Origin of the sequence: Staphylococcus schleiferi, from assembly GCF_025558325.1 — a bacterium.
In the GTDB taxonomy this organism is placed as follows: Bacteria; Bacillota; Bacilli; order Staphylococcales; family Staphylococcaceae; genus Staphylococcus; species Staphylococcus schleiferi.
On record NZ_CP094712.1, the window covers coordinates 1,775,333 to 1,798,576 of the forward strand.

The 23,244-nt window shown below is 35.6% G+C and carries 21 protein-coding genes, 1 pseudogene and 1 riboswitch; of the genes and pseudogenes, 8 read left to right on the forward strand and 14 right to left on the reverse strand.

The window, feature by feature from the left end; all coding sequences use genetic code 11:
• The first annotated feature begins 143 nt into the window (after positions 1 to 143).
• Entirely contained in the window at positions 144 to 695 is a 552-nt protein-coding gene (def, locus tag MUA40_RS08300) for a peptide deformylase (protein ID WP_016424758.1), read from the forward strand.
• 157 nt (positions 696 to 852) lie between these two features.
• On the opposite strand, the gene MUA40_RS08305 is transcribed toward def, so the two are convergent.
• A complete protein-coding gene (locus tag MUA40_RS08305; RefSeq protein ID WP_016424757.1) occupies positions 853 to 1,122 on the reverse strand; it encodes a hypothetical protein in 270 nt (89 codons plus the stop codon).
• 342 nt (positions 1,123 to 1,464) lie between these two features.
• Here MUA40_RS08305 and MUA40_RS08310 point away from each other — a divergent pair, with 342 nt between their 5' ends.
• Positions 1,465 to 1,680 (forward strand): DNA-dependent RNA polymerase subunit epsilon, encoded by a 216-nt coding sequence (locus MUA40_RS08310; RefSeq protein WP_016424756.1) that lies wholly within the window; start codon positions 1,465 to 1,467, stop codon positions 1,678 to 1,680.
• Complete coding sequence (rnjA, locus tag MUA40_RS08315; RefSeq protein ID WP_016424755.1) at positions 1,680 to 3,365, forward strand: ribonuclease J1; 1,686 nt, start codon at positions 1,680 to 1,682, stop codon at positions 3,363 to 3,365. The genes MUA40_RS08310 and rnjA overlap by 1 nt, the downstream gene beginning before the upstream one ends.
• A 160-nt stretch (positions 3,366 to 3,525) precedes the next feature.
• On the opposite strand, the gene MUA40_RS08320 is transcribed toward rnjA, so the two are convergent.
• From MUA40_RS08320 to MUA40_RS08330, 3 genes are all read right to left on the reverse strand, one after another.
• Entirely contained in the window at positions 3,526 to 4,185 is a 660-nt protein-coding gene (locus MUA40_RS08320; RefSeq protein WP_016424754.1) for a potassium channel family protein, read from the reverse strand.
• A gap of 327 nt (positions 4,186 to 4,512) precedes the next feature.
• Positions 4,513 to 5,541 (reverse strand): cytochrome d ubiquinol oxidase subunit II, encoded by a 1,029-nt coding sequence (locus tag MUA40_RS08325; protein ID WP_126496403.1) that lies wholly within the window; start codon positions 5,539 to 5,541, stop codon positions 4,513 to 4,515.
• Complete coding sequence (locus MUA40_RS08330; RefSeq protein WP_262569388.1) at positions 5,541 to 6,887, reverse strand: cytochrome ubiquinol oxidase subunit I; 1,347 nt, start codon at positions 6,885 to 6,887, stop codon at positions 5,541 to 5,543. The genes MUA40_RS08325 and MUA40_RS08330 overlap by 1 nt, the downstream gene beginning before the upstream one ends.
• Before the next feature lie 204 nt (positions 6,888 to 7,091).
• Between MUA40_RS08330 and MUA40_RS08335 the strand changes: the two genes are divergently transcribed.
• Entirely contained in the window at positions 7,092 to 7,328 is a 237-nt protein-coding gene (locus MUA40_RS08335; RefSeq protein ID WP_016424751.1) for a glutaredoxin family protein, read from the forward strand.
• Between the two features lie 77 nt (positions 7,329 to 7,405).
• Here the strand turns inward: MUA40_RS08335 and MUA40_RS12140 are convergent.
• The 6 genes and pseudogenes from MUA40_RS12140 to auxA all read right to left on the reverse strand — a co-directional run bounded on the left by MUA40_RS12140 (position 7,406) and on the right by auxA (position 14,495).
• Positions 7,406 to 8,725 (reverse strand): annotated as a pseudogene (locus tag MUA40_RS12140) (ISL3 family transposase).
• A 219-nt stretch (positions 8,726 to 8,944) separates the two neighbouring features.
• A complete protein-coding gene (ptsP, locus tag MUA40_RS08350) occupies positions 8,945 to 10,666 on the reverse strand; it encodes a phosphoenolpyruvate--protein phosphotransferase (RefSeq protein ID WP_016424750.1) in 1,722 nt (573 codons plus the stop codon).
• Positions 10,666 to 10,932 carry a phosphocarrier protein HPr gene (locus tag MUA40_RS08355; protein ID WP_016424749.1) on the reverse strand — a complete coding sequence of 89 codons (267 nt, stop codon included), beginning with the start codon at positions 10,930 to 10,932 and terminating at the stop codon, positions 10,666 to 10,668. The genes ptsP and MUA40_RS08355 overlap by 1 nt, the downstream gene beginning before the upstream one ends.
• 166 nt (positions 10,933 to 11,098) lie before the next feature.
• On the reverse strand, positions 11,099 to 11,629 hold the full coding sequence (locus MUA40_RS08360; RefSeq protein WP_037559087.1) for a hypothetical protein: 531 nt from the start codon (positions 11,627 to 11,629) through the stop codon (positions 11,099 to 11,101).
• Positions 11,630 to 11,687: 58 nt separating this feature from the next.
• On the reverse strand, positions 11,688 to 12,857 hold the full coding sequence (locus MUA40_RS08365; protein ID WP_016424747.1) for a class I SAM-dependent rRNA methyltransferase: 1,170 nt from the start codon (positions 12,855 to 12,857) through the stop codon (positions 11,688 to 11,690).
• A 306-nt stretch (positions 12,858 to 13,163) separates the two neighbouring features.
• The gene (auxA, locus tag MUA40_RS08370; RefSeq protein WP_126496401.1) at positions 13,164 to 14,495 is read right to left on the reverse strand and encodes a lipoteichoic acid stability factor AuxA; all 1,332 of its coding nucleotides are present in this window, start codon (positions 14,493 to 14,495) and stop codon (positions 13,164 to 13,166) included.
• Positions 14,496 to 14,993: 498 nt separating this feature from the next.
• Here auxA and graF point away from each other — a divergent pair, with 498 nt between their 5' ends.
• The 4 genes from graF to MUA40_RS08390 all read left to right on the forward strand — a co-directional run bounded on the left by graF (position 14,994) and on the right by MUA40_RS08390 (position 18,361).
• A complete protein-coding gene (gene graF / locus MUA40_RS08375) occupies positions 14,994 to 15,125 on the forward strand; it encodes a glycopeptide resistance-associated protein GraF (protein WP_016424745.1) in 132 nt (43 codons plus the stop codon).
• A gap of 220 nt (positions 15,126 to 15,345) precedes the next feature.
• Positions 15,346 to 15,445, forward strand: a riboswitch (TPP riboswitch).
• Positions 15,446 to 15,578: 133 nt separating this feature from the next.
• Entirely contained in the window at positions 15,579 to 16,154 is a 576-nt protein-coding gene (locus tag MUA40_RS08380; RefSeq protein WP_262569393.1) for an ECF transporter S component, read from the forward strand.
• Between the two features lie 12 nt (positions 16,155 to 16,166).
• A complete protein-coding gene (locus tag MUA40_RS08385) occupies positions 16,167 to 17,573 on the forward strand; it encodes an ABC transporter ATP-binding protein (protein ID WP_262569395.1) in 1,407 nt (468 codons plus the stop codon).
• Positions 17,570 to 18,361, forward strand: coding sequence for an energy-coupling factor transporter transmembrane component T family protein (locus tag MUA40_RS08390; protein ID WP_016424742.1), 792 nt, complete (start codon positions 17,570 to 17,572; stop codon positions 18,359 to 18,361). The genes MUA40_RS08385 and MUA40_RS08390 overlap by 4 nt, the downstream gene beginning before the upstream one ends.
• Before the next feature lie 526 nt (positions 18,362 to 18,887).
• Here the strand turns inward: MUA40_RS08390 and purD are convergent.
• The 4 genes from purD to purM are packed head-to-tail and all read right to left on the reverse strand — an operon-like array spanning position 18,888 to position 23,241.
• The gene (purD, locus tag MUA40_RS08395; RefSeq protein ID WP_016424741.1) at positions 18,888 to 20,129 is read right to left on the reverse strand and encodes a phosphoribosylamine--glycine ligase; all 1,242 of its coding nucleotides are present in this window, start codon (positions 20,127 to 20,129) and stop codon (positions 18,888 to 18,890) included.
• Positions 20,130 to 20,148: 19 nt separating this feature from the next.
• Complete coding sequence (purH, locus tag MUA40_RS08400) at positions 20,149 to 21,627, reverse strand: bifunctional phosphoribosylaminoimidazolecarboxamide formyltransferase/IMP cyclohydrolase (protein WP_016424740.1); 1,479 nt, start codon at positions 21,625 to 21,627, stop codon at positions 20,149 to 20,151.
• Positions 21,628 to 21,643: 16 nt separating this feature from the next.
• Positions 21,644 to 22,210: a phosphoribosylglycinamide formyltransferase gene (gene purN / locus MUA40_RS08405; RefSeq protein ID WP_016424739.1), complete on the reverse strand. Its 567-nt coding sequence runs from the start codon at positions 22,208 to 22,210 to the stop codon at positions 21,644 to 21,646.
• Positions 22,207 to 23,241: a phosphoribosylformylglycinamidine cyclo-ligase gene (gene purM, locus MUA40_RS08410; RefSeq protein WP_016424738.1), complete on the reverse strand. Its 1,035-nt coding sequence runs from the start codon at positions 23,239 to 23,241 to the stop codon at positions 22,207 to 22,209. Before purM ends, purN begins: the two co-directional genes overlap by 4 nt.
• Between the last annotated feature and the right edge of the window lie 3 nt (positions 23,242 to 23,244).

Below are 23,244 nucleotides of genomic sequence, written 5' to 3' on the forward strand. Positions count from 1 at the left end.
ATTTTTGAGATGTTAGCATGATATAGAATAAAATCACAAATTCCTTTTTAATTTTGTCAAATATTTATTGAGTAATTAAGAGTAAACGACTATCACTTTTAAGTCATTTTTTGATATATTAATAAATAAGGAAGGTGTCAAATATGTTAACAATGAAAGATATTATTAGAGATGGACATCCAACACTTCGCCAAAGATCAAAAGAAGTGGAGTTCCCATTAACTGACGAAGAACGTCAAACTTTATTAGATATGCAAACTTTTTTAAGAAATAGTCAAGATCCAGAAATTGCTGAAAAATATCAATTACGTAGTGGTGTAGGTCTTGCTGCACCTCAAATCAATGTACCTAAACGTATGTTTGCCATTTATTTACCAGATGATGGAAATGGCAATTCATATGATATGGGTATCGTCAATCCTAAAATCGTAAGCTATAGCGTACAAGACGGTTATTTACCTACAGGTGAAGGATGTCTAAGCGTTGACGAAGACGTGCCTGGTTTAGTTCACCGTCATTATCGAATCAAATTAAAAGGTTATGATATCGATGGTAACGAAATCAGTTTGAGACTTAAAGGTTATCCTGCCATTGTCGTGCAACATGAGCTCGATCATTTAGATGGCGTTTTATTCTATGATCGTATCGATCACGATAACCCACTCAAACCTAAAGATGGTGCAGTCGAAGTTTAAACATTGTCAATTGATATTCAGTAAATTCTAATTATAAATAGCAAAGCCCCAAATCTCTGATGAATTCAAGTGAGATTTGGGGTTTCGTTAAATGAGCTGATGCCTGAGACGTGGATAGGTTAAATGTATGGTGATATACATCACTGCCCTATTGAGATTATAAAAACACATCTCTTCTTTGTTTGTGTCTAATTCCTTCATCATCCAACGCCTCTTTAAGTAATTGAAAAGTTTCCATGTCTAAAAACTCTGGATCATGATGATGTCTAATAAAGTAGTGGTTATCTTGTGTTGCTTGCTCTTCTTCATATTCAAAAAACATTGTCACTTGTTCGTTTCTGACTTCGAACTGAATCTCAATTAATTTTTTGTCCTCACGATTACGTTCCTCTTTAACTTCTGTTAATAACTGCGCTACACTTTTCATCTTCATCACCTTTTTTCGGGACATTTTAAAGAGATATACCACTTATCTCATTTAGGTACTATTTTAGTTTATCACATTCCGCTTTATTTATTCGATGACTTCATGTAAAATAAAAGCAACTGGGCTGTATTTGAAATACAATACCCCTCATCAAGAACGGAAATCAAAATTAGCGATGTACATGCGAGATTAAAGTGAATGAAATGATGAATTGAATGTTATTGAACACATTGTTTAATCATGATTCGGTTCATATTTTTTATTTTAAAATTCAATTTTTAACCCTGTGGCATGTAAATCGATTTATTATAAAGAGATATCCAATTTAGGAGGAACGAATTAATGTCAATTTTTAAAGTATTTTATCAACATAATCGTGATGAAGTGATCGTACGTGAAAATACACAAACGATTTATGTTGAAGCACAAACTGAAGAACAAGTTCGTCGTTATTTAAAAGAACGCAACTACAATATTGAATTCATAACTAAATTAGAGGGCGCACATTTAGAGTATGAAAAACAATCCGATCATTTTAACGTGGAGAAAGCACAATAATGAAACAACTTCAAAAAAATGAAGTGGGCGTCTATGCATTAGGCGGCTTAGGTGAAGTCGGTAAAAATACTTATGCCGTTGAATACAGAGACGAAATCGTAATCATTGATGCAGGTATCAAATTCCCTGACGATAGTTTACTTGGTATCGATTATGTTATACCAGATTATACGTATCTTGAGCAGAATCAAGATAAAATCGTGGGATTAGTAATCACACATGGTCACGAAGACCATATCGGTGGTGTGCCCTACCTGCTTAAAAAGATTAACGTACCAATTTATAGCGGACCGCTTGCATTAGGTCTGATTCGTAATAAATTAGAAGAGCATCATTTGTTACGTCAAGCTAATTTAAACGAAATCACTGAAGATACAGTGATCGAATCTAAACATTTCAAAATTAGTTTCTATCTTACAACACACAGTATTCCAGAAACTTATGGTGTCGTTGTCGATACGCCTGAAGGCAAAGTCGTACACACAGGTGACTTTAAATTTGATTTTACGCCTGTAGGTGCCCCTGCCAATATTGGTAGAATGGCAAAACTAGGTGACGAAGGGGTCCTTTGTTTACTCTCTGACTCCACGAACTCCCTTGTTCCCGATTTCACTTTAAGTGAACGTGAAGTTGGTCAAAATGTCGATAAAATTTTCCGTAATTGTACCGGACGTATTATCTTTGCAACATTTGCATCTAATATATACCGTGTCCAACAAGCGGTTGAAGCTGCTGTAAAGTACAATCGAAAAATCGTGACATTTGGTCGATCAATGGAAAACAATATTAAAATCGGTACTGAACTGGGTTATGTTAAAGCACCACCTGAAACTTTTGTAGAGCCAAGCAAAATTAATAGTATTCCAAAACACGAATTACTTATTTTGTGTACGGGTTCTCAAGGTGAGCCTATGGCCGCTTTATCTCGAATCGCTAACGGTACGCATAAACAAATTAAAATTATTCCTGAGGATACAGTTGTCTTCAGTTCTTCACCAATTCCAGGTAATACAAAAAGTATTAATCGCACGATCAATGCACTTTATCAAGCGGGCGCAGAAGTGATTCATAGTAAAATATCAAATATTCACACTTCTGGACACGGTTCACAAGGTGACCAACAATTAATGTTACGCCTTATTCGACCTAAGTTCTTCTTACCTATTCATGGTGAATATCGTATGCTAATGGCACATGGTCAAACTGGTATTGATTGTGGTGTTAAAGAAGAAAATGTTTTTATTCATGATATTGGTGATGTGCTTGCGCTTACGCGTGATAGTGCGCGTAAAGCGGGTCGTATCCCATCAGGCACAGTCCTTGTCGACGGTAGCGGTATTGGTGACATCGGCAATGTTGTTATTAGAGACCGTAAACTCTTGTCTGAAGAAGGACTTGTTATTGTCGTTGTGAGTATTGATTTTAATACGAACAAACTTTTGTCAGGCCCTGATATTATTTCACGCGGTTTTGTATATATGCGTGAGTCAGGCCAATTAATCTATGATGCACAGAAAAAAATCAAGCAAGATGTAATCAATAAATTGAATAACAATGAAAATATTCAATGGCATCAAGTTAAATCTTCTATTATTGAAACATTGCAACCTTATTTATATGAAAAAACAGCAAGAAAACCGATGATTTTACCAGTCATTATGAAAGTAAATGATAAAACAAAATAATTAAAGTCATGATATAAAAATGATAAAACAGAGGGGCATGCGATAAATCAAATTCGTAAACCCCTCTGTTGTTTTATGCTACAACAATTTTAATGCGCGTTTAAACTCAAAAAGGACGAAGTTGACATTCATGTTCCAACTTCGTCCTTTTATTTTAAAACTAATGTGCCATTTTTTTCTCAAAACGCGTTAAGTCATTATCATGACCGATAATAATTAAAATATCATCAAATTCTAATGCAATGTCTGGATCTGGCGCTACAATAATTTCTTTTCCTCGTTTAATCGCTATAATATTGATACCAAATTGAGCACGCACGTCGAGCTCAATTAATGTTTGGCCCGCCATTGTTTCACTCACTTTAATTTCAACAATAGAATGTTCGTCTGACAGCTCTAGGTAGTCTAACACTGTCGCACTTGCAACATTGTGCGCAATACGACGTCCCATGTCTCTTTCAGGGTGTACGACTGTATCGGCACCTATTTTGTTCAAAATTTTAGCATGATAATCATTTTGTGCCTTTGCCGTTACTTTTTTGACACCCAACTCTTTTAATATAAGTGTTGTCAGTGTACTTGCTTGAATGTTTTCACCAATCGCAACAATGACATGGTCAAAATTACGAATCCCTAAACTTTTCATTACCGCTTCATCCGTCGTATCTGCCACGACAGCATGTGTTGCAATATCACTATATTCATCTACGCGGTTTTCGTCTTTATCTATCGCCATAACATCCATGTCTAACGCATTTAATTCTCTAACAATACTGCCACCAAAACGCCCTAGTCCAATGACTACATATTCTTTATCCATTACAGGCCTCCTGAAGTTGATTTTACGCTAAAATATGTGCGCAATGCATGCGTGGGAAAGGGAGTGAAACAAAATCTAAAACACCTTTTAGACTTTCATTTCACTCCCATTAAAAATCTTTTCAATAGCCCTTTGGTTTACTCGACATAGCGCAAAACAATATTTTCTCAAAGAGCCACTTAATGACTTACATGCATCAATCATACTTGATTATCTCATAATATGCGCACATCAATTAATGATATTCTTATATTACTACAAATCCATGTGTTATGCATGAATGAACTGATTAAAATCAACAATCACATGTTTTTTATTTTGAGTGCGTTAGTAGCCTTTTTTATGACCTCTCACATAGTCTTTGTCAAAAACAAATAACTTCAAAATAAAGTAAAGTGAAGGAATTAAAAGCAACAGACCGCATATAAAAGCGATAGTCAATACAAGTGCCATACTATCATTCGTTACCGCATCATCTATATGAATATAAGGGTAAAGAATGTATGGTAATTTACTGAGACCATAACCGAAAAATGCTGTTCCCATTTGTAACATCACAAATAAGAATGCAATACCATGCGCCTTTTTGAGGTACGTAAGCACCCCAGCAATTAAAAATGATACGAAACTGATTATGAATAACCAGCCGTAATCAAAAACCGCTGCGTTAAAGTGTGCTTTATTTTGTATTCTTAACGATAAAAATACAAATAACGACATCAAAATCATAGGCGCGCCCCACATGAGAAACCATTTACGTAATAGTGCGTAGGCTTTCCAATCTTGAGCACGATGCGCATAGAATGTTAAAAATCCTGATGAAATATATAACACTGAAACGATAGCTAATAAAACAACCGCCCAACCGTATGGACTTAACAACAACTCTGTCCAGTTGAGATCGATACTTCCAGAAGCTGTTTTTTTAAGGAAACCACCTTCTGAAATTGTTAATGCTGTCGATAGTGCTGCAGGGATTAATAATCCTGAAATACCATATATCATTAACCAAGACAACTTACTATCTTGACCGTAGTTTTCAAATGCATAAAATGCGCCTCTTGCAGCAAGTAGAATTAATGCGATTGAACCTGGGATCAGTAAAACTGTACCATAATAGTAAGCTGTATCTGGGAAGAAACCAACAATGCCGACGAAGAAAAAGACAAAGAATACATTGGTAACTTCCCATACTGGGTTAAGATAGCGTTGTATCAAACGGTTAATATAATGAGATTGTCCAAAAAGTTTCGCATGGAGTGAAAAGAAACCCGCACCGAAATCGATAGATGCCACAATGATATAGCCGAATAAAAACAACCACAAAACAGTGATACCAATGATTTCATAACTCATCATAATTCACCTCTACTTCTTGCGATACGTTCAATATCTTCGTATGCCGCTTTATTTTTAAACATTCTTACTAATACGTATGTTGCAGAGAACAAGAGCACGAAATAGAGTATTGCAAAAAGCATAGTCACAAAAACGAGACCATTTGCATTTGTTGCTGCGTCTTGAACTTTTAAGAATCCTCTAACTATCCAAGGTTGTCGACCGAGTTCTGTTAAAAACCAACCGAATTCAATCGCTAACATTGCTGCAGGTCCAGTCAATAAAGTCGCATATAGAATCACCTTATGATGTGGATTTAATTTTTTCACCCACATCGCAATCACGTATGCGAACGAAACGACGAAACAAAAAATACCAAATGTCACCATGAGATCAAAGAAATAATGCACAATCAAAGGGGGTAACTCATCTTTTGGAAAATCGTTTAATCCTTTCACTTTCGTATCAAAGTGACTATCAGATAGAAAACTTAAGGCACCAGGAATGTGGATTGCACCTTTAACTTCCTGAGTAGACTCATCCAACACACCAAATAAAACTAAATCCGCATTAGATTCGGTATTAAAGTGCCATTCATACGCAGCAAGTTTTTCTGGTTGTTCATGGTGTAAAAATTTAGCTGATAAATCGCCTGCTAACATGGATAGCATCGTAAAAAGCAGACCTGCGATCATTGTCACTTTGAGTGCTGCTTGATGATATTGGCGATCTTTTTCCACTTTATTTTTAAGTAACTTAAATGCTGCAATACTTGCTAAAATAAAGGCCATTGTCATTACTGCAGTTGTAACAACATGGAATGAACGAACAAAGAAAGAAGCATTAAACATCGCTTCTATTGGATCAACATTGACCATTCTTCCATCTTTAAATACCATTCCTGCTGGTGTATTCATAAAAGAGTTCACTGACGTAATAAATAAAGCTGAAAACGTACCACCAATAATAACCGGAATACTAATTAAAAAATGTATCCATTGATTTTTAAAACGATTCCAAGTATATAAATAAATACTTAGAAAAATGGCTTCAAAGAAAAAGGCAAAAGTTTCCATAAATAAAGGTAATGCGATGACATGCCCACCAATTCGCATAAATGTAGGCCATAGTAATGATAACTGTAAACCAATAATTGTACCTGTTACTACACCAACGACCACTGTAATTGTGTAACCTTTCGACCACCGTTGGGCTAATGCTATATGTTGATCACTTTTCTTTTTAATACCGATAAATTCAGCGATTGCAAAGAAAAGTGGCATACCGACGCCTATTGTTGCAAAAATAATGTGGACTGCAAGTGTCATTCCTGTCAAAAACCGACTAATATCCACTGCATCCATTTTGATTCCCTCCTTAGTTTTAAAAGTAAAGTGATTTTTATTATAAGCCCATCTTTCATAGTTTTAATATCTTTTTGTTCACTTCACACGTGACAATTTATTGACAAGACTTAAATTTGTCATTTTTAATCAAACTATAAATTTGCTTTTTGACCATTTTTAACTTATGATGAAGAACAAATTGAAAAGAAAGTTGGCTCAATTATGGCTGAAGTAATTATCTATACACAAAATGACTGTCCGCCTTGTGCGTTTGTTAAAAATTATCTCAACGAAAATCACGTTAATTTTGAAGAGCGCAACATTGCAAATACGCAATTTCGAAATGAAATGATTGACTGGGACGCATTTTCTACACCTTTTATTTTGATTGATCAGGTGCCTATGTTCCAAGTTGATTTAGATCAATTAAATCAAAAATTGGGGATTCCTACTTCATAATAGTGGGAGTCATCTCATATGCAACAGACGTCATATTTTGGTTCTTTGTCAACGTCGGTTGGCGAGACGATAACGCATTAAGCAACGTTATTTTGTTGTTTAATGCGTTTTTTATATTCACTTACAAATACCTTGGAAATGATTAAGATTCGATTCCTAAAATTCCAGAAATTTCTATAACCATAAGAAACCCGTTTAATCAGTTTTATTTTATTATTAATGCCCTCAATTGGCCCATTCGTTAAATGTGGATAACGCATCGTATTTGAGATATAGGGCAAATATTTGATGAATGTTTGAATGACGCGCTTGAGTCCTTGTGAAATATCTTTTGTTTTTGAATCCTGTAAGATGAAGCGTAATTGCTGGATATCGTTTACTTTCAGAGCACTTAAAAGACGATGCCCCGTTTCATATGTCTCTTTGAGCCTCTCATCAAGCTCCAATAAATACTGAACTAAACTGTATTGACTCTGCCAAGACTTAAAAAGTCCGTATGACTGATATATCATTCGATCTAAATCTAAGGGCGCTTTTAATAGTAACTTCCAATAACGCTTTAATTTATTATATTGAGGTCTATCTTTTGTCCTAAAACCATTCATAACTTGAACTCGGCATCGATTGATTTCACGATTGATAGCCTGCACGATATGAAAGCGATCCATAATTATCTCCGCATGAGGAAATAAGTCTTGAATGAGTGCGATATAAGGTGGAAACATATCTATAGAGATGGTTTTCACTCTTTCACGTTGCTTTCTAGAGAACTTTAAAAAATAGGCTTCTCATTTATGTTTGCGACGATCAGGTAAAATATCGATGATATCATGGGTTACACTATCACAGTAAATAAAGCTCATCGCACCTTCGACATCTTTCGTTGATTTGAATTCGTCAAAAGCTAAGTGCTCCGGTAAAACATGATGTGCCTGCGTCTTCACCGAATCACTTACCTCTTTTAAATGGCGATGGACAGTTGAAGGTGATACACATAGACTTTCAGCGACATCCTTTTCAGAGATGACTTTAGATAGTTTCCGGGTCATCATGCGTTTGACCTCATTTGAGATGGTACATCGGGGTTGAATATAGGGTGTTTGAGCTGTAAAGGTTTGTTGACAAGCTTTACAGTAAAAGCGCTGTTTCTTCAATTTTAAATAGGCAGGTCTTTCAAAAATTAATCCCATATAAACTTTCGTTTTACGAAAGCCATGTTTAATAATTAAATGGGCATCATTTTTAATTCCACAACACGCACAAGCACTGGGATGATATGTCAATTGGCCTTCGTATAATAATGCCTTTACGTTTTTATGTACATCTAATCCTAGATTTTGAGTGATTTTTAAATTTTTGACTTTAATTCCAAGCATTTCTGATATATCATTACACATAGGCACAATATCTCCTTAATCGTTGGTTTGGTCACTTACAATTATAGAGATATTTGTGCTTTTTTAATATCAAAAATTAAAATAACGGTCAGTGAATATTTCACCAACCGTTAAAAATATACAACCCATATTTTAAGGCGTTATCGTTAATTTGTGTAAAACAAAACAGGAGCGTGCACTTTGAGGTGCATGCTCCTGTTCGTTTTACAGTAAAGTGAACTAAGCCTGACTTGTTTTTGATTTGACTAAATCAACAACTTCATCGACAGTAGCACAATTAATTGCGCGGTCTGCTAATTGTGTCATCTCAGTTTGACTTAAATTTTTAATTTGTCGGCGTGCTTTTAAAATGGATGTCGCGCTCATTGAAAATTCATCGAGCCCTAAACCAATTAATAGTGGAATAGCTGTTTCATCTCCAGCCATTTCACCACACATACCTGTCCATTTACCTTCTTTATGAGATGCTTCAATTACTTGCTTAACTAAGCGTAAAATTGAAGGATTGTAAGGTTGGTAAAGATATGATACACGTTCTGACATACGGTCAGCTGCCATCGTATATTGAATTAAGTCATTCGTTCCAATACTAAAGAAGTCAACTTCTTTAGCAAAAACATCAGCTAAAGCTGCTGTAGATGGAATTTCCACCATAATACCTAACTCAATATCATCGCTAACTTCAACGCCTTCTTGTTTTAAGTTTTCTTTTTCTTCAAGAAGAAGCGCTTTTGCATCGCGGAATTCTTTAATCGTCGCAACCATTGGGAACATAATGTTCAGTTTTCCGTAAGTTGAAGCGCGTAATAACGCTCTTAATTGTGGACGGAAAATTTCAGGTTGATCTAAACAAAGACGAATTGCACGGTATCCAAGGAATGGGTTCATTTCCTTAGGCAAGTTAAGATATGGCAATTCTTTATCTCCGCCGATATCTAACGTACGAACAACTACGCGTTTACCATTCATTTCTTGTAATACTTTTTTATAAGCTTCAAATTGCTCATCTTCTGAAGGCATCGTATCGCGACCCATATATAAGAATTCTGTACGATATAAGCCAATACCTTCTGCACCGTTATCTTTTACACCTGGCAAATCATTAGGTGTCCCAATATTTGCGGCAAGTTCAACATGTTGACCATCTTTTGTTTTTGATGGTTCATCACGTAATTGTTTAAGTGCTTCACGATCAGCAAAGAATGATTCACGTTTATGTTGATACGCTTTTAGTTCATCTTCCGTTGGATCAATGATAACATCTCCAGTTAAACCGTCAATAATCACCATATCACCTTGTTCTACAGATTCAGTAATTGATTTTGTCCCTACAACAGCTGGAATCTCTAATGAACGACTCATAATCGCTGAGTGTGAAGTACGACCACCAATATTTGTAACGAATCCTTGAACATATTGTTTATTTAATTGTGCTGTATCTGATGGCGTCAAATCATGGCCCACAATGACGACGCTTTCATCGATAATACTCGGATTTGGTAATTCAACACCAAGAAGATGTGCTAAAACACGTTTGGACACATCGCGTATATCCGCAGCACGTTCTTTCATGTATTCATTATCCATTGATTCAAAAATTGAAATAAAGTTTTGTGACACTTCAGTTAACGCATGTGGTGCGCTTGCTTTGTCATTCTTTATTTTTTCTTCAATAGGGTTAATCAATTCTGGATCATCAAGTACTAATAAATGCGCATCAAAAATGGCCGCTTTGTCAGCACCCAATTGTTCTTCCGCATTATTGCGAATTTTTGTTAACTCTATTTTAGAATTTTTCAACGCATCGTTGAATTTTTGGATTTCTTGTTCAGGCTGATCTGTTGTCTCTTGACTAAAACTCAAATCAGGTTCAACGAGCAAATACGCTTTGGCAATAGCAACACCATCTGAAGCTGCAATTCCCTTAATTATATTTGACATTATTTTGTTAACCCTTCTTTTGATAAGACTTCAGTAATCGCACTGATTGCTTCTTTTTCGTCACTACCATCAGCATAAATAGTAATTTCTGCGTCTTTTCCGACACCTAAGCTCATAACACCCATGATTGATTTTAAGTTGACTTTTTTAGCGTTGTACTCTAATTGAATATCTGAGTCAAATTTAGAAGCTGTTTGAACAAGCATTGTTGCAGGACGTGCATGAATACCTGTTTCGTCAATAATTACATATGATTGTTGTTCCATCTTACATCTTACTCCTTCAATTTCTAGATTTACTAGCTTAAATTATTACTAACTTTGCTACATAGCTTAACATTACCAAATTCTATATTTAAATTCAATTCGTAAATGCTTTCATCCCTTGATTTTCACAGGATTGGTTCAAAAAATCGTCACGGAATTTTATAAATTATAACAATGCCTTAACAACATTTTCACATTTTTGAATGTGATCTTTTCCTACTTTATTCATAAAGTAATAACTAATTGATGCCGATACCGCTTGTCCTACAAGAGGAAACCAACGTGTTTGTTTAGCCGCTGCACGTTTTGCGACATCTCTCACAACTACTTTTAAAATACCGCTTGATACTTTCTTTCCTATAAATTGACTGCCTTGAATGCCTGCAGCCATCAAGACACGATTTTTCATATCATCGCTCATTTTATTCACTTGTTTGTGATCTAAACCATAAATTTTATTGACATCTTCTATAATGTCACGCATTAATTTCATATCGACGCCAAAATCGAATCCTGGTATTGGAACGATGGTTGCACTCGATGAAAGAAAAGCTTTTTTCTTCACAAGGTTTTCAGCACGTTGACGTCTTTCATTTATTTCTGAAGTCGTGACTGGTAATGTATTTTTTCGTTTTATGTTTTCAATATTTAAGACTTTATTCCCTACTGTTTCGCTAATTTTATTGGAAATACCCATTTCAACTCCACCTTTCAAACCGTTATTACCTTCTTATACCCCGTTTCAATTTCAAATATTACTGAAGTGTCACAAAAATCAATTTAAGATATTTCGACGGTTTAAAATGTGGATGTGTTTTAAAATCTTTAGGCAAACCCATTACCTCATCAATTTGATAAGCGACGCCTTCATGATCTAACGTTTTTTTAACCATATTTTTAAATGCTTTTAATGAATAAGCACTGTGATTTGTACTTAAAATGAGACTGCCCTTCGCATTTAATAATGTTAAAGCCCCTTCAATCAATTGCGGGTAATTTTTAGTAACAGAAAAAGTCTTCTTTTTATTGCGGGCAAAGCTTGGTGGATCAATCACGATTGTATCGAATGTCAGCCCATGTCTTTCTGCATATTTATAAAAATCAAACGTATCCATGACAAAAATATTTTGTGATTTCGGATCGATACCATTGAGTCCAAAATTTTCTTCAGTCATGGGACGGGAACGATTCGCTAAGTCTACACTTGTTGTTTTTGCACCGCCTGTCGCAGAAATTACAGAAAACGCACCTGTATAACTAAATAGATTTAAAACCTTTCTGTCTTCTGAATAATAATCTCTTAATTTTTTTCTTGCCTCTTTTTGATCTAAAAATATACCTGTCATCGGTCCATCATCGAGGTGCACATTGTAAAACGTGAAATTTTCCTCAATCACAATTGGAAATTCCGGTTTTTCCCCTTCAACCCATCCACCTTTAATAGATTGATGTTTAAATCTCGTTTTTTCAAAAATTGAACGAAACGGAAAGACCTGTTTGATTGCCCCAAGAATAGAATCACGAAATTGATAAATTCCCACTGAATACCATTGAATCAATAAGTGACCATCATAGGAATCAATCGTTAAACCACCTATTCCATCCCCTTCTCCATTGAATAGACGAAAAGCATTAGTTCCTTCAATTTGATAATAGTATTGGCGTGTTTCTAGAGCTTGTTCAAATAACTGCTCAAAAAAAGCTTGATTAATTTCATCATCTTTTTCATATGATAATATCCAACCTAACCCTTTATGTTGTCGTCCAACGTAGCCGACACCGATAAATGAATTTTTAGATGTTAATAATTGAAATAAATCTCCCTCTTCTAGTCGATCGTGGCGATAGATGTCCTCTTCTTCTATTAAAGGGTATTGATTAAGATATTTATCTTCTTTTCCTTTATTTAATACTGCGGTTTTCATATAATCAGCCTTTCCCTTCTTGTCATTACCACCATCTTAACACGAAAAATATGGGAGTAACATTGTTATCGTAGTACCGATGTGGACTTTCCAACATGAAAATGTTCGCTTTAATTTTGATGTAATCTCACTAGGTCGTGTGATTTCTTTTTTAAGAGGTATTAATACTTTTTTCACGCCTCAACACAGGCATTGCATACGGATTTTTATCATTAAAAGAAAGCGCTAAGACAATTTTCTAGTAAAATCATCTTAGCGCGATTGATTTTGGGATTGGTGTCCCAGTCTCTCCAAGCTAGTATTCAATTATTGCGGTTTTCTTGGTACGGGACCTGGTTGTCTCAATTGTAAGACGAAAGCAATAATAGTCGGAACTAACATTAAAATTAGAATTGGCGTGATGAAAATGGATAATAACAATCCATGTACGACAATGACGATATACTCTGTCAATAATTTAAAGAATAAAATACTAATCATAAATAATTGTAAATAATAATATTTACCTCTTAGCATTCGTGTTACAGACGTTAAAATAAATAAAATAGCAACAATTAAAAGAAGAAATAGACTAATCCACTCGTATACATATTGTGTTTGTGAAAGTTCCCAATCTCCAGATAAAAATAAGGCATTGCGGTTGTTAAATTCTAATAAAATAAAGAACAATAGAATTACACCACAAGCAATGGTTACGTAGCCTTTATTTAGCCATTTTGGACGTTTTTTTAGAAACGTAGGGATATCATCTTCTTCCAATTTAGCCCATTTAAACCATTTTTCTACAATCGCTTCACGCTTAGCACGTAAGCGTTCGATATCAATACTTCTACGTGTACGATGCGAAATATCATGTGTGAATTCAACTGTACGATCTTGAAAATCCTTGAAATGAATTTTAGAGGTGTTCGTAAATTGATACTTTTTACTTCTAGAATATGGATTTTCTTCACCTGTAATCTCTTCTTGCGATACAGGTAGTGAACGACGAAGAAATAAGAAATTCCATATTGCCATTTGTCCAATCAACCATAATACGACGAAAAATGTATTGATACTTAAAACGTCGATTGGTGCTATTTGACGACTTTCAATTCTTGTATAAAGTGCCAATTGTGTAATGATATAACAAATGCCGTAACTAAAAATAATCCATAAATAATGTTCTTTACGATGTAATGGATTCAGCTCATCTTTATACGCAATATAACCAATATGAATTAGAAATGGAATGATGAAAACAAACGCAATCCATCCATACACTTGTGACATAAAAATGAGTGTTAAAACGAAGAAAATGATTCCGATAAGTAAAAATAAAATAGATATGTCGTAATCAAATCGTGTCGTATTTGTGAGTGTTCGACCTATGAAGAGCATTAAAATACCAAAAAGAAGAATAATAATGCCACTTGCTAGCGGGATATCACCAATATACTTACTCATCACGCGGATAATTTCATTGAAAAAGGCCATAATGAAGTCCCATAAATTATCAATCTTAGAAATATGGTGCTTGCCATCCTTTAACTCATGAATGAGTGGAATATTTATAAAAATAATCACACTTAATAAAATTGACAGTGCACCGATAATATAGCTATAAATGACCTCGGTGTATTTGTTAAACAAAGACATCCTCTCACCTCAAAGTTATTATATACGAACTATGAATACCTGTCTGTAAAATTAATCAAATTCAGTCTTTAGAATGAGAATTTTCAATACTTATATCGCATCAAAATTTTAACTCGATTTCCCCACTATTGCGTACAGCAAGCATCCACGTATATACAATTGAAAACTTCAAAAAATACTTGATTGGTTTAGTATACCAAAAGATAGTCAGCACCTTAACCATTTCACTCATGCTTAAAATGACAAACTAACCTTCGTATATCATTCAAATTTTAGCACCGCTTCATCAATACGACTCAAATGATCTGAAAAGAAAAGCACTTTTCAATACATAAGTTTAAAATATCAAACCCCTTGGATGTCTCATCTCCCCCTCATCGCAGCCAAAACACGCATTGATATACATCCTTTAAAATCTTGTTTGAAACAATTATGTTTAGCGTTTTTCAATATGGGTTATGTATTATTATAGCTTTAAACGAAAGGGAGGCGTTTTAAATGTCTGAAAAAGATATTAAAAAAGCTGCAGAACAAGCAAAAGATAAAGAGCAAGAATTAAAAGATAAAAAAGAAGATGCTAAAGAAGGCGCTGAAAAAACAAAAGACGATATTCAAAAAACTTTTGAATAATGCGACCTTTTTATTTGAATGCTGTGCATTTATAGAAGTTTAACAAGGGATTGAACGTTAACATGTTCTAATCCCTTCTTTTGTGTTTGACAGACATCTCATTAGGCATATCATTCAAAGCATAGTATTGAAATTGTCGGCCATCTCGCCATTAAAAAGAATGTTGAAGAGTGTTGACTTTTGAATGGGCTAGGTGTACATTGACATTAACAATTAAATACGCACGCACTAGGGGTGTGAAAGCTGAGATGAGGATAAGCCTCGAACCCTTTGAACCTGAACTAGATGATACTAGCGTAGGAAAGTGTTTCATTTATAATGGATACGCCTTGTTATAGGAGAAAAGCACATGCTTCAATTAAGATGACTTGTATCCCATATAAATTATCACAGCATACGTCTGTCTCTAGTGTAAGAGATATGCGTATTTTTTTAATTTTGGGAGGTATACAGATGAAGAAAGGCTTAACATTATCAGATATTCTGGTCACTGTATTGGTTTCAGTCATTTTTGCAGTGATTTATAATTTATGGTGGATTGTGAATAATACAGTTCAACCTTTAGGATTACATTTAGATCAACTTTTGTATGGTATGTGGTTTAGTGCCGCTGTCGTTGCATATCTTATCATTCCAAAAATGGGGATTGCACTTTTAGCTGAATTTGCTGCAGGAGCTGGGGAAACGATTCTCATGGGACGTTTTGATATTCCTACGATTATTTATGCATTGCTACAAGGTCTTGCTTGTGAGATTGTATTTGCTATTTTCAGATATAAATCTCGTGCATTAATGGTAGCTGTTCTTGCAGGTATGGCAGCTGCAATCATTAGTTTACCGATTGACTGGTACTATGGTTACTTAAATGAAGTTGCCACATGGAATCTTATTTTACTTATTTCATTCCGTGTTATCAGTGGTGCAGTTCTAGCGGGTGTATTTCCTTATATCTTAGTCAAAGCCCTGGATCAGACCGGTGTCACTAAACTATTTCGACCTGCATCTAAAGATGATTACGATACATTGTAAGGTGGCTTCATTGTGTTAAAAGTTAAAAATTTACGCTTAAAATATCCAAGCGCACCCTATAAAATTTTTGATGGTATCGATATTGAAATAAAAGATAAAGAAAAAGTACTTTTACTTGGCCCTTCAGGTTCAGGTAAAAGTACATTACTCAATGTATTAAGTGGTATCGTACCGAATTTAATTGATTTACCTATGAAATATGATGAACTGCAAATTGCTGAGCACTCAGGTGTTATTTTTCAAGATCCTGATTCACAATTTTGCATGCCACAAGTGAATGAAGAGCTTGCTTTCATTTTAGAAAATCAGCAAGTCCCCCGTCATGAAATGGATGCAAAAATTCAATGGGCTTTAAAACAAGTGGGCCTTGATATTAATCCTAAACAATTGATCCATCATCTTAGCGGTGGGATGAAACAGAAGCTAGCCATTGCTGGCACTTTATTACAACGTGCAGATACTTTGTTTTTAGATGAGCCCACAGCAATGCTTGATACAGAAGCTACTGAAAATTTATGGACCTTGTTGAAAACGCTATGGCAAGACCAAACGGTATTAATTGTTGAACATAAAGTGGCACATATTTGGGACCATGTTGATCGTGTCATTTTAATGAATCATCAGGGTGAAATCATTCAACAAGGGACACCAAGCGATATTATGAAAAATTATGAATCTCTACTCACTGAATATGGCGTATGGCACCCTAAAGCATGGTCGCATGCCCCTGAACCACAAAAAGCTCCCTTTTCTGAGCAGGCATCATTATTTGAATTGGCGTTTCATCAAGGGGCTGTCCAAAGAAATCGTCAAACTTTATATGAAGTTGAAGACTTGACCATTCGTTCTGGAGAATGGATAACTTTAACTGGGAAAAATGGTACAGGCAAAACGACGCTATTAGAATCGATTATGCAGTTGATTCGTTATAAAGGCAAGATGACTTTTAATGGCAAAAAACTCACTAAAATTAAAGATGCTGCGCAACACATGTATCTGGTTTATCAAAATCCGGAGCTACAATTTATTCAAAATAGTGTATACGATGAAATCTATATTAATTACCACCATATGGATTCTAAAAATGCCAAATCTCGCACGTCTGAGATGCTCGCACTTCTTGATTTAGAGCATGTCTCACAGCAACATCCTTTTGAACTCTCAATGGGACAGAAAAGACGTTTAAGCGTGGCAACAGCTTTAAGTACTGAAGCGGATATCATTCTCTTAGATGAGCCTACATTTGGTTTGGATAGTCACAATACATTTAAACTTATTGAATTGTTTCAAAAACGTGTCGCTCAAGGACAAACGATTTTAATGGTAACCCATGACCCACATATTATTCAACGTTATCCATCAAGTCGTTTAGAAGTTAGAGGCAAACAATTACATGAAGTCGAGGTGGTGCGTGAATGATAGAGTCATGGAAAATACGTAATACGTTTATGGATCAAGTGAACATTGTAACGAAGCTATTTTTAGGCATCGCGTTATTCTTTTTCATCATTTTTATTCATAATTTTGATTTTATGATTTACCTCGCCACAATCATGTTTATATTTATGTGGCTTGTTAGTGGAACTAAATGGAAAGTTGTTTTAACCTTTTCGCTTATTGCGACATTTTTTGCGCTGACTTCATCTCTTTTTATGATTTTTTATGGCCATGGGAAGCACGTTTTATTTTCGTTTGGTTTCGTCAAAATAAGTACTGAAAGTTTAGTCAGAGGCCTTCACCTCTCTTTTCGAACAATGACAATCAGTTATTTTGGCTTGTCTATTGCGTTTACTTCGCAAGTCATTATGATTTTTTATAGTTTTATGCAACATCTAAAAGTCAAACCTAAAGTCGCATATGCATTTATGGCTGCGTTTCGTATGATTCCTTTAATGATTGATGCTTTATTCCAATTAAGAAATTCATTAAAGATGCGTTACCAAATGATCGATAATCAAAATTATTCAGGCTTTAAGCGATTGAAACATTTACTCATTCCTTTATTAAGTCAAAATATCCGAAAAGCGCATCGTCTTTCGGTAGCAATGGAGAAAAAAGGCTTTAAAGATGGACCACGCACATATTACTATCATGTGCCGTTCAGTTATAGAGATATCGTTTTAATCGTCATTACATTGGGTATTGTAATGCTGTCTTTCATATTAGCAGGTACGTTACCATTAACTGGAATTACAGATGCGCGCTAACACGAGTCACGCATCTGTTGCGTTTTCATGATCTCGATGATATGAAAAGGCATCGCACAGATTTCCTTTTAATCCCGTTTATAATTCCATCTGCAAAGGAAATCGGCACGTCACTTAAATCACAGAATAACACTGTGATTTAAGTGACGAACCATCGATGATGTAAGGCAGCATTCCCATACAATGCCTTTCCTTTGGCAGAGTAGACGTATATTGACGAAAGTTTTTTATAAAGCTTACGCGCAATATAGTCTGCTTATGCCTCTTTTTTTATGAGGATTTTTTTGCGCTCTGTCGAATCGGACAGTTACGCAAAAAAGAGGTTAAGCCGCATAACATGGCTTAACCTCTTTTTTGGATGAGCTACAATATGAGACGTTATACTCAATTACACATAGATACTCTTTCTTCTAATATAAGAAAATACAACCTCCTCAATTGACGAACGGCGTAATTGGGGAGGTTGTATTTCTGTTTCAATTTCTATCATTGAAGTGACGACGTCTCTTCATGTAAAGTTTATCCATTATGACAATGCTTTATTTGCAATATCATTTCGATAAAATAAGGCATCACTTTCTATTTGAGCTACACGTTGATACGCTTGCGCCTGAGCTGATTCAATAGTTGCGCCTTCACCGATTGCTAAAATCACACGGCCACCAGAAGTCACATATTGCTCATTTTCATATTTTAATCCACTTACAAAATAATGGTCTAAATCATTTTCAAACCCTGCAACAGCTAAACCTTTGTCATAGTCACCTGGGTAACCTTTTGAAGCAAGCATCACGCCGACTACAGCATTTTCTTTCCATTTCATATCAATAGGTTGCTTTTCATCTAATGCAATGATATGTGCCATAAGGTCACTTTCTAGGCGTGTTAATAAAACTTGTGCTTCGGGATCGCCAAAGCGTGCATTAAATTCTATGACTTTAGGACCTTCTTTCGTTAAAATCGCGCCAATATATAATAGACCAAAGAAGTCATAACCTTCTGCCTGCATCGCTTTTGCAATAGGCTGAGCAATCTTTTCATTAGCTTCTTTTAAAACTTGGTCACTGATATGTGGAACTGGGCAGTAAGCACCCATTCCGCCCGTATTAGGACCTTGATCTTGATCGAAAGCACGTTTATGATCTTGCGCAATCGTATCAAAAGGTACGGCATAGTCACCATTAACAAATGTCATGAGTGAAAACTCTTCACCTTCTAAAAACTGTTCAAAAACCACTTTGCTTTCTTTTTCAGGATATAAAATATCAACTGCTTCTTGCGCTTGCTCACGCGTTTCTGCAATAATTACGCCTTTACCAGCTGCTAAACCATCTTTTTTCAAGACCACTGGCAATTCACATGTTTCAATGTAAGCTAAAGCTTCCTCTTTATCATTAATTTCACGATAATCTGCTGTTGGGATATCATATTTTTCCATAAGACGCTTAGCAAAAGATTTTGATCCTTCGATTTGTGCAGCATCTTGATTAGGGCCAAATACTTTGATTTTTTCCGCTCTTAATAAGTCAGCTAATCCCCCAGTTAAAGGTTGCTCTGGTCCAATGATTACCCACTCTACTTGATGGTCTTTTGCAAATTCAACAATGCGATCGTGTTCCGTTTCAGCAATTTCTGAATGCACTTCGGCTACATGATTCATTGCAACATTTCCTGGGATTGCAAAAACTTTTGAAACGAGCTGAGATTGATTTAATTTGTGTGCAAGTGCGTGTTCACGCCCGCCACCACCAACGACCAATACATGCATAGTATGCGTTCCTCCTTCATTAATGTTTGAAATGGCGCATGCCTGTAGTTACCATAGCGATACCATATTGATTCGCCATATCGATTGAATCTTGATCTTTAATAGAACCCCCTGGTTGTATAATGGCTTTAATACCTGCTTTTGCAGCAGTTTCAACTGTATCACTCATAGGGAAGAAACCATCTGACGCTAATACGACTTGATCGTTCATTTCGATTGCACGCTCAATAGCAATTTTAGCAGAACCGACACGATTCATTTGTCCCGCGCCAATCCCCACAGTTTGTTTGTCATTAGCTAATACAATCGCGTTACTTTTCACTGACTTAACAACTTGCCAACCTAACAATAATGCATTCCATTGTTCTTCTGTTGGTTTCGCTTCTGTAACAACGGTCATGTTTTCTTTTTTAACATCGAAGTGATCTTTATCTTGAACAAGATAGCCACCTGAAACAGAGACAAATTCAACTTCATCTTTTTCTTCAGACATTTCAATTTCAAGTAATCGGATGTTTTTCTTTTGTTGCAATACGTCGAGCGCCTCTTTTTCAAATTTTGGCGCAATCACAACTTCTAAGAAAATAGAATGTAAATCTTCAGCAAGCGCTTTTGTAACTGGACGGTTTAATGCAACGATACCACCAAAAATAGATTGACTGTCTGCCTCATATGCATGTTGATACGCTTGATGAATGTCTGAAGCAATACCTACACCACATGGGTTCATATGCTTAACTGCAACTGCAGTCGGTAAATCGAATTTTTTAACAAGTGTTAATGCCGCATCCGCATCTTTAATATTGTTATAGCTCAATTGCTTACCATGCAGTTGTTTTGCACCTGCAATGGTATTCGGAGCTGATGATGTACGAACAAATGACGCAGACTGTTGCGGATTTTCACCATAGCGTAAAGTTTCTTTATTGTCACTGAAAAATTCAACAATCGCTTGGTCATATTCAAATGTATGATTAAAAACTTTAATCATTAATGACTTTCTATAAGCTTCATCTAAAGTACCATTTTGAATACGCTCAATCACTGTGTCATAATCAGTTGGATCCACAATCGTTGTAACATGTTTAAAGTTTTTCGCAGCAGCTCTTAACATTGTCGGCCCACCGATATCAATGTTTTCAATTGCGTCCATTTCTGTCACATCTGGATTTTTTACTGTTTCTTTAAATGGATATAAATTAACAACCACCATATCAATTAAATCAATATTTTGTTTTTTTAATTGTTCTAAATGCTCCGGTTTATCTCTATCAGCGAGAATACCGCCATGAACAGCTGGGTGAAGTGTTTTAACACGTCCATCCATTATTTCCTCAAACTGTGTTAATTCAGACACTGATGCCACTTTCACTCCTGCTTCATCAATTGCACGATATGTGCCACCTGTTGAATATAATGCATAACCTGCATCGACTAATGATTTGGCAAATTTAACAATACCTGTTTTATCAGAAACACTCAAAATTGCTTTTTTCATGGTTTAATTTAACTCCTTATTGAATAATCTTCTTTATTACGGTTGGATATAATTCATATTCTAATGATTTAATACGTTGTTCTAATGTAGATATCGTATCATCTTTATAAATCGGACATGTACGTTGTTCAATAATTTGTCCAGTGTCCATGCCTGCATCAACATAATGTACAGTTGAACCCGTTTGGTCATCGCCACTATTTAATGCTTGTCCGACTGCGTTTTTACCTTTATATTTCGGTAATAATGAAGGATGAATATTAAGCATACGACCTTCATATGCTGATAATAACGTTTCACCAATGAGTCGCATATAACCCGCTAAAACAATCCATTCTGCTTGTTCAGCTTTCAAATGTTTAAGCACATCCGCTTCATACGCCGCTTTATTTTCATACGTTTTAGGTACAAAAGCATGAACGGGTATTCCATGTTGTTGCGCTAGTGCAATACACGCGGCTTCTGGTTGATCTGTATATAGCGCTGTCACTTCTATATTTTGCAATTCACCTTCACGAATGCGTGTCATAATATTATCGAAATTCGTCCCTGAGCCTGAAGCAAAAATCGCAATTTTAATCACAGTGCCGCCTCCGTTAAGCGAATGGCTTCATCTTCTTCAGTAATTGTACCTATTGTGTAAGATTGAACATCCGCTGCTTTTAAAATTTGATGCACTTTTGTTTCATCTTCAGGTCGAACAATAAGTGTAAAACCGATGCCCATATTAAAGATGTGATACATTTCATCACTATCAACTTGTGCTTCTTGTTGTAACCATTCAAATACTTTAGGTGTTGGGAAAGATTCTGTATTAACAACGGCTGTCTTACCTTGTGGAAGTGCTCTAGGAATATTTTCATAGAAGCCACCCCCTGTAATATGTGTCATCGCTTTAATTTGTACTTGTGATTTCACCTCAAGTACAGGTTTAACATATAGTGCAGTCGGTGTTAAAAATACATCTAAGTAGCTTTTCCCTGCTTCAAATTCATCTTCGACATTAATGCCAGATTGTGCAATTAAGCGACGTACTAAACTATAACCATTTGAGTGAATACCATTGGATGCAAGTCCAATGATGACATCTCCTTTTTCAACTTTTGAGCCATCGATATAGTCTTCTTTTTCAACAGCACCTACAGCAAAACCAGCGACATCATATTCACCTTCGTGATACATCTCACCCATTTCAGCCGTTTCGCCACCGATTAACGCTGTATTTGTAGCAACACAACCATCACTAATTCCTTTGACAATTTGCTCAATGACTTCAGGTACGACCTTATTTGTAGCAATGTAATCTAAGAAGTATAATGGCTCTGCACCTGTCGTTAAAATGTCATTGACACACATGGCTACTGCATCAATACCGATGCTGTCATGTTGATTATAGTCAATCGCAAGTTTTAGTTTTGTACCGACGCCATCTGTACCTGATACGAGGACAGGCGCTTTCATGTTCAGTTGTGATAAATCAAAAGTTGCCCCAAAGCCACCTAATCCACCGAGTACTTCTTTGCGCATTGTTCTTTCAACATGACTGGACATACGTTTGACCGCTTCATAACCTGCCTCAATGTCCACCCCAGCTTTTTTATACGATTCAGCCATTTA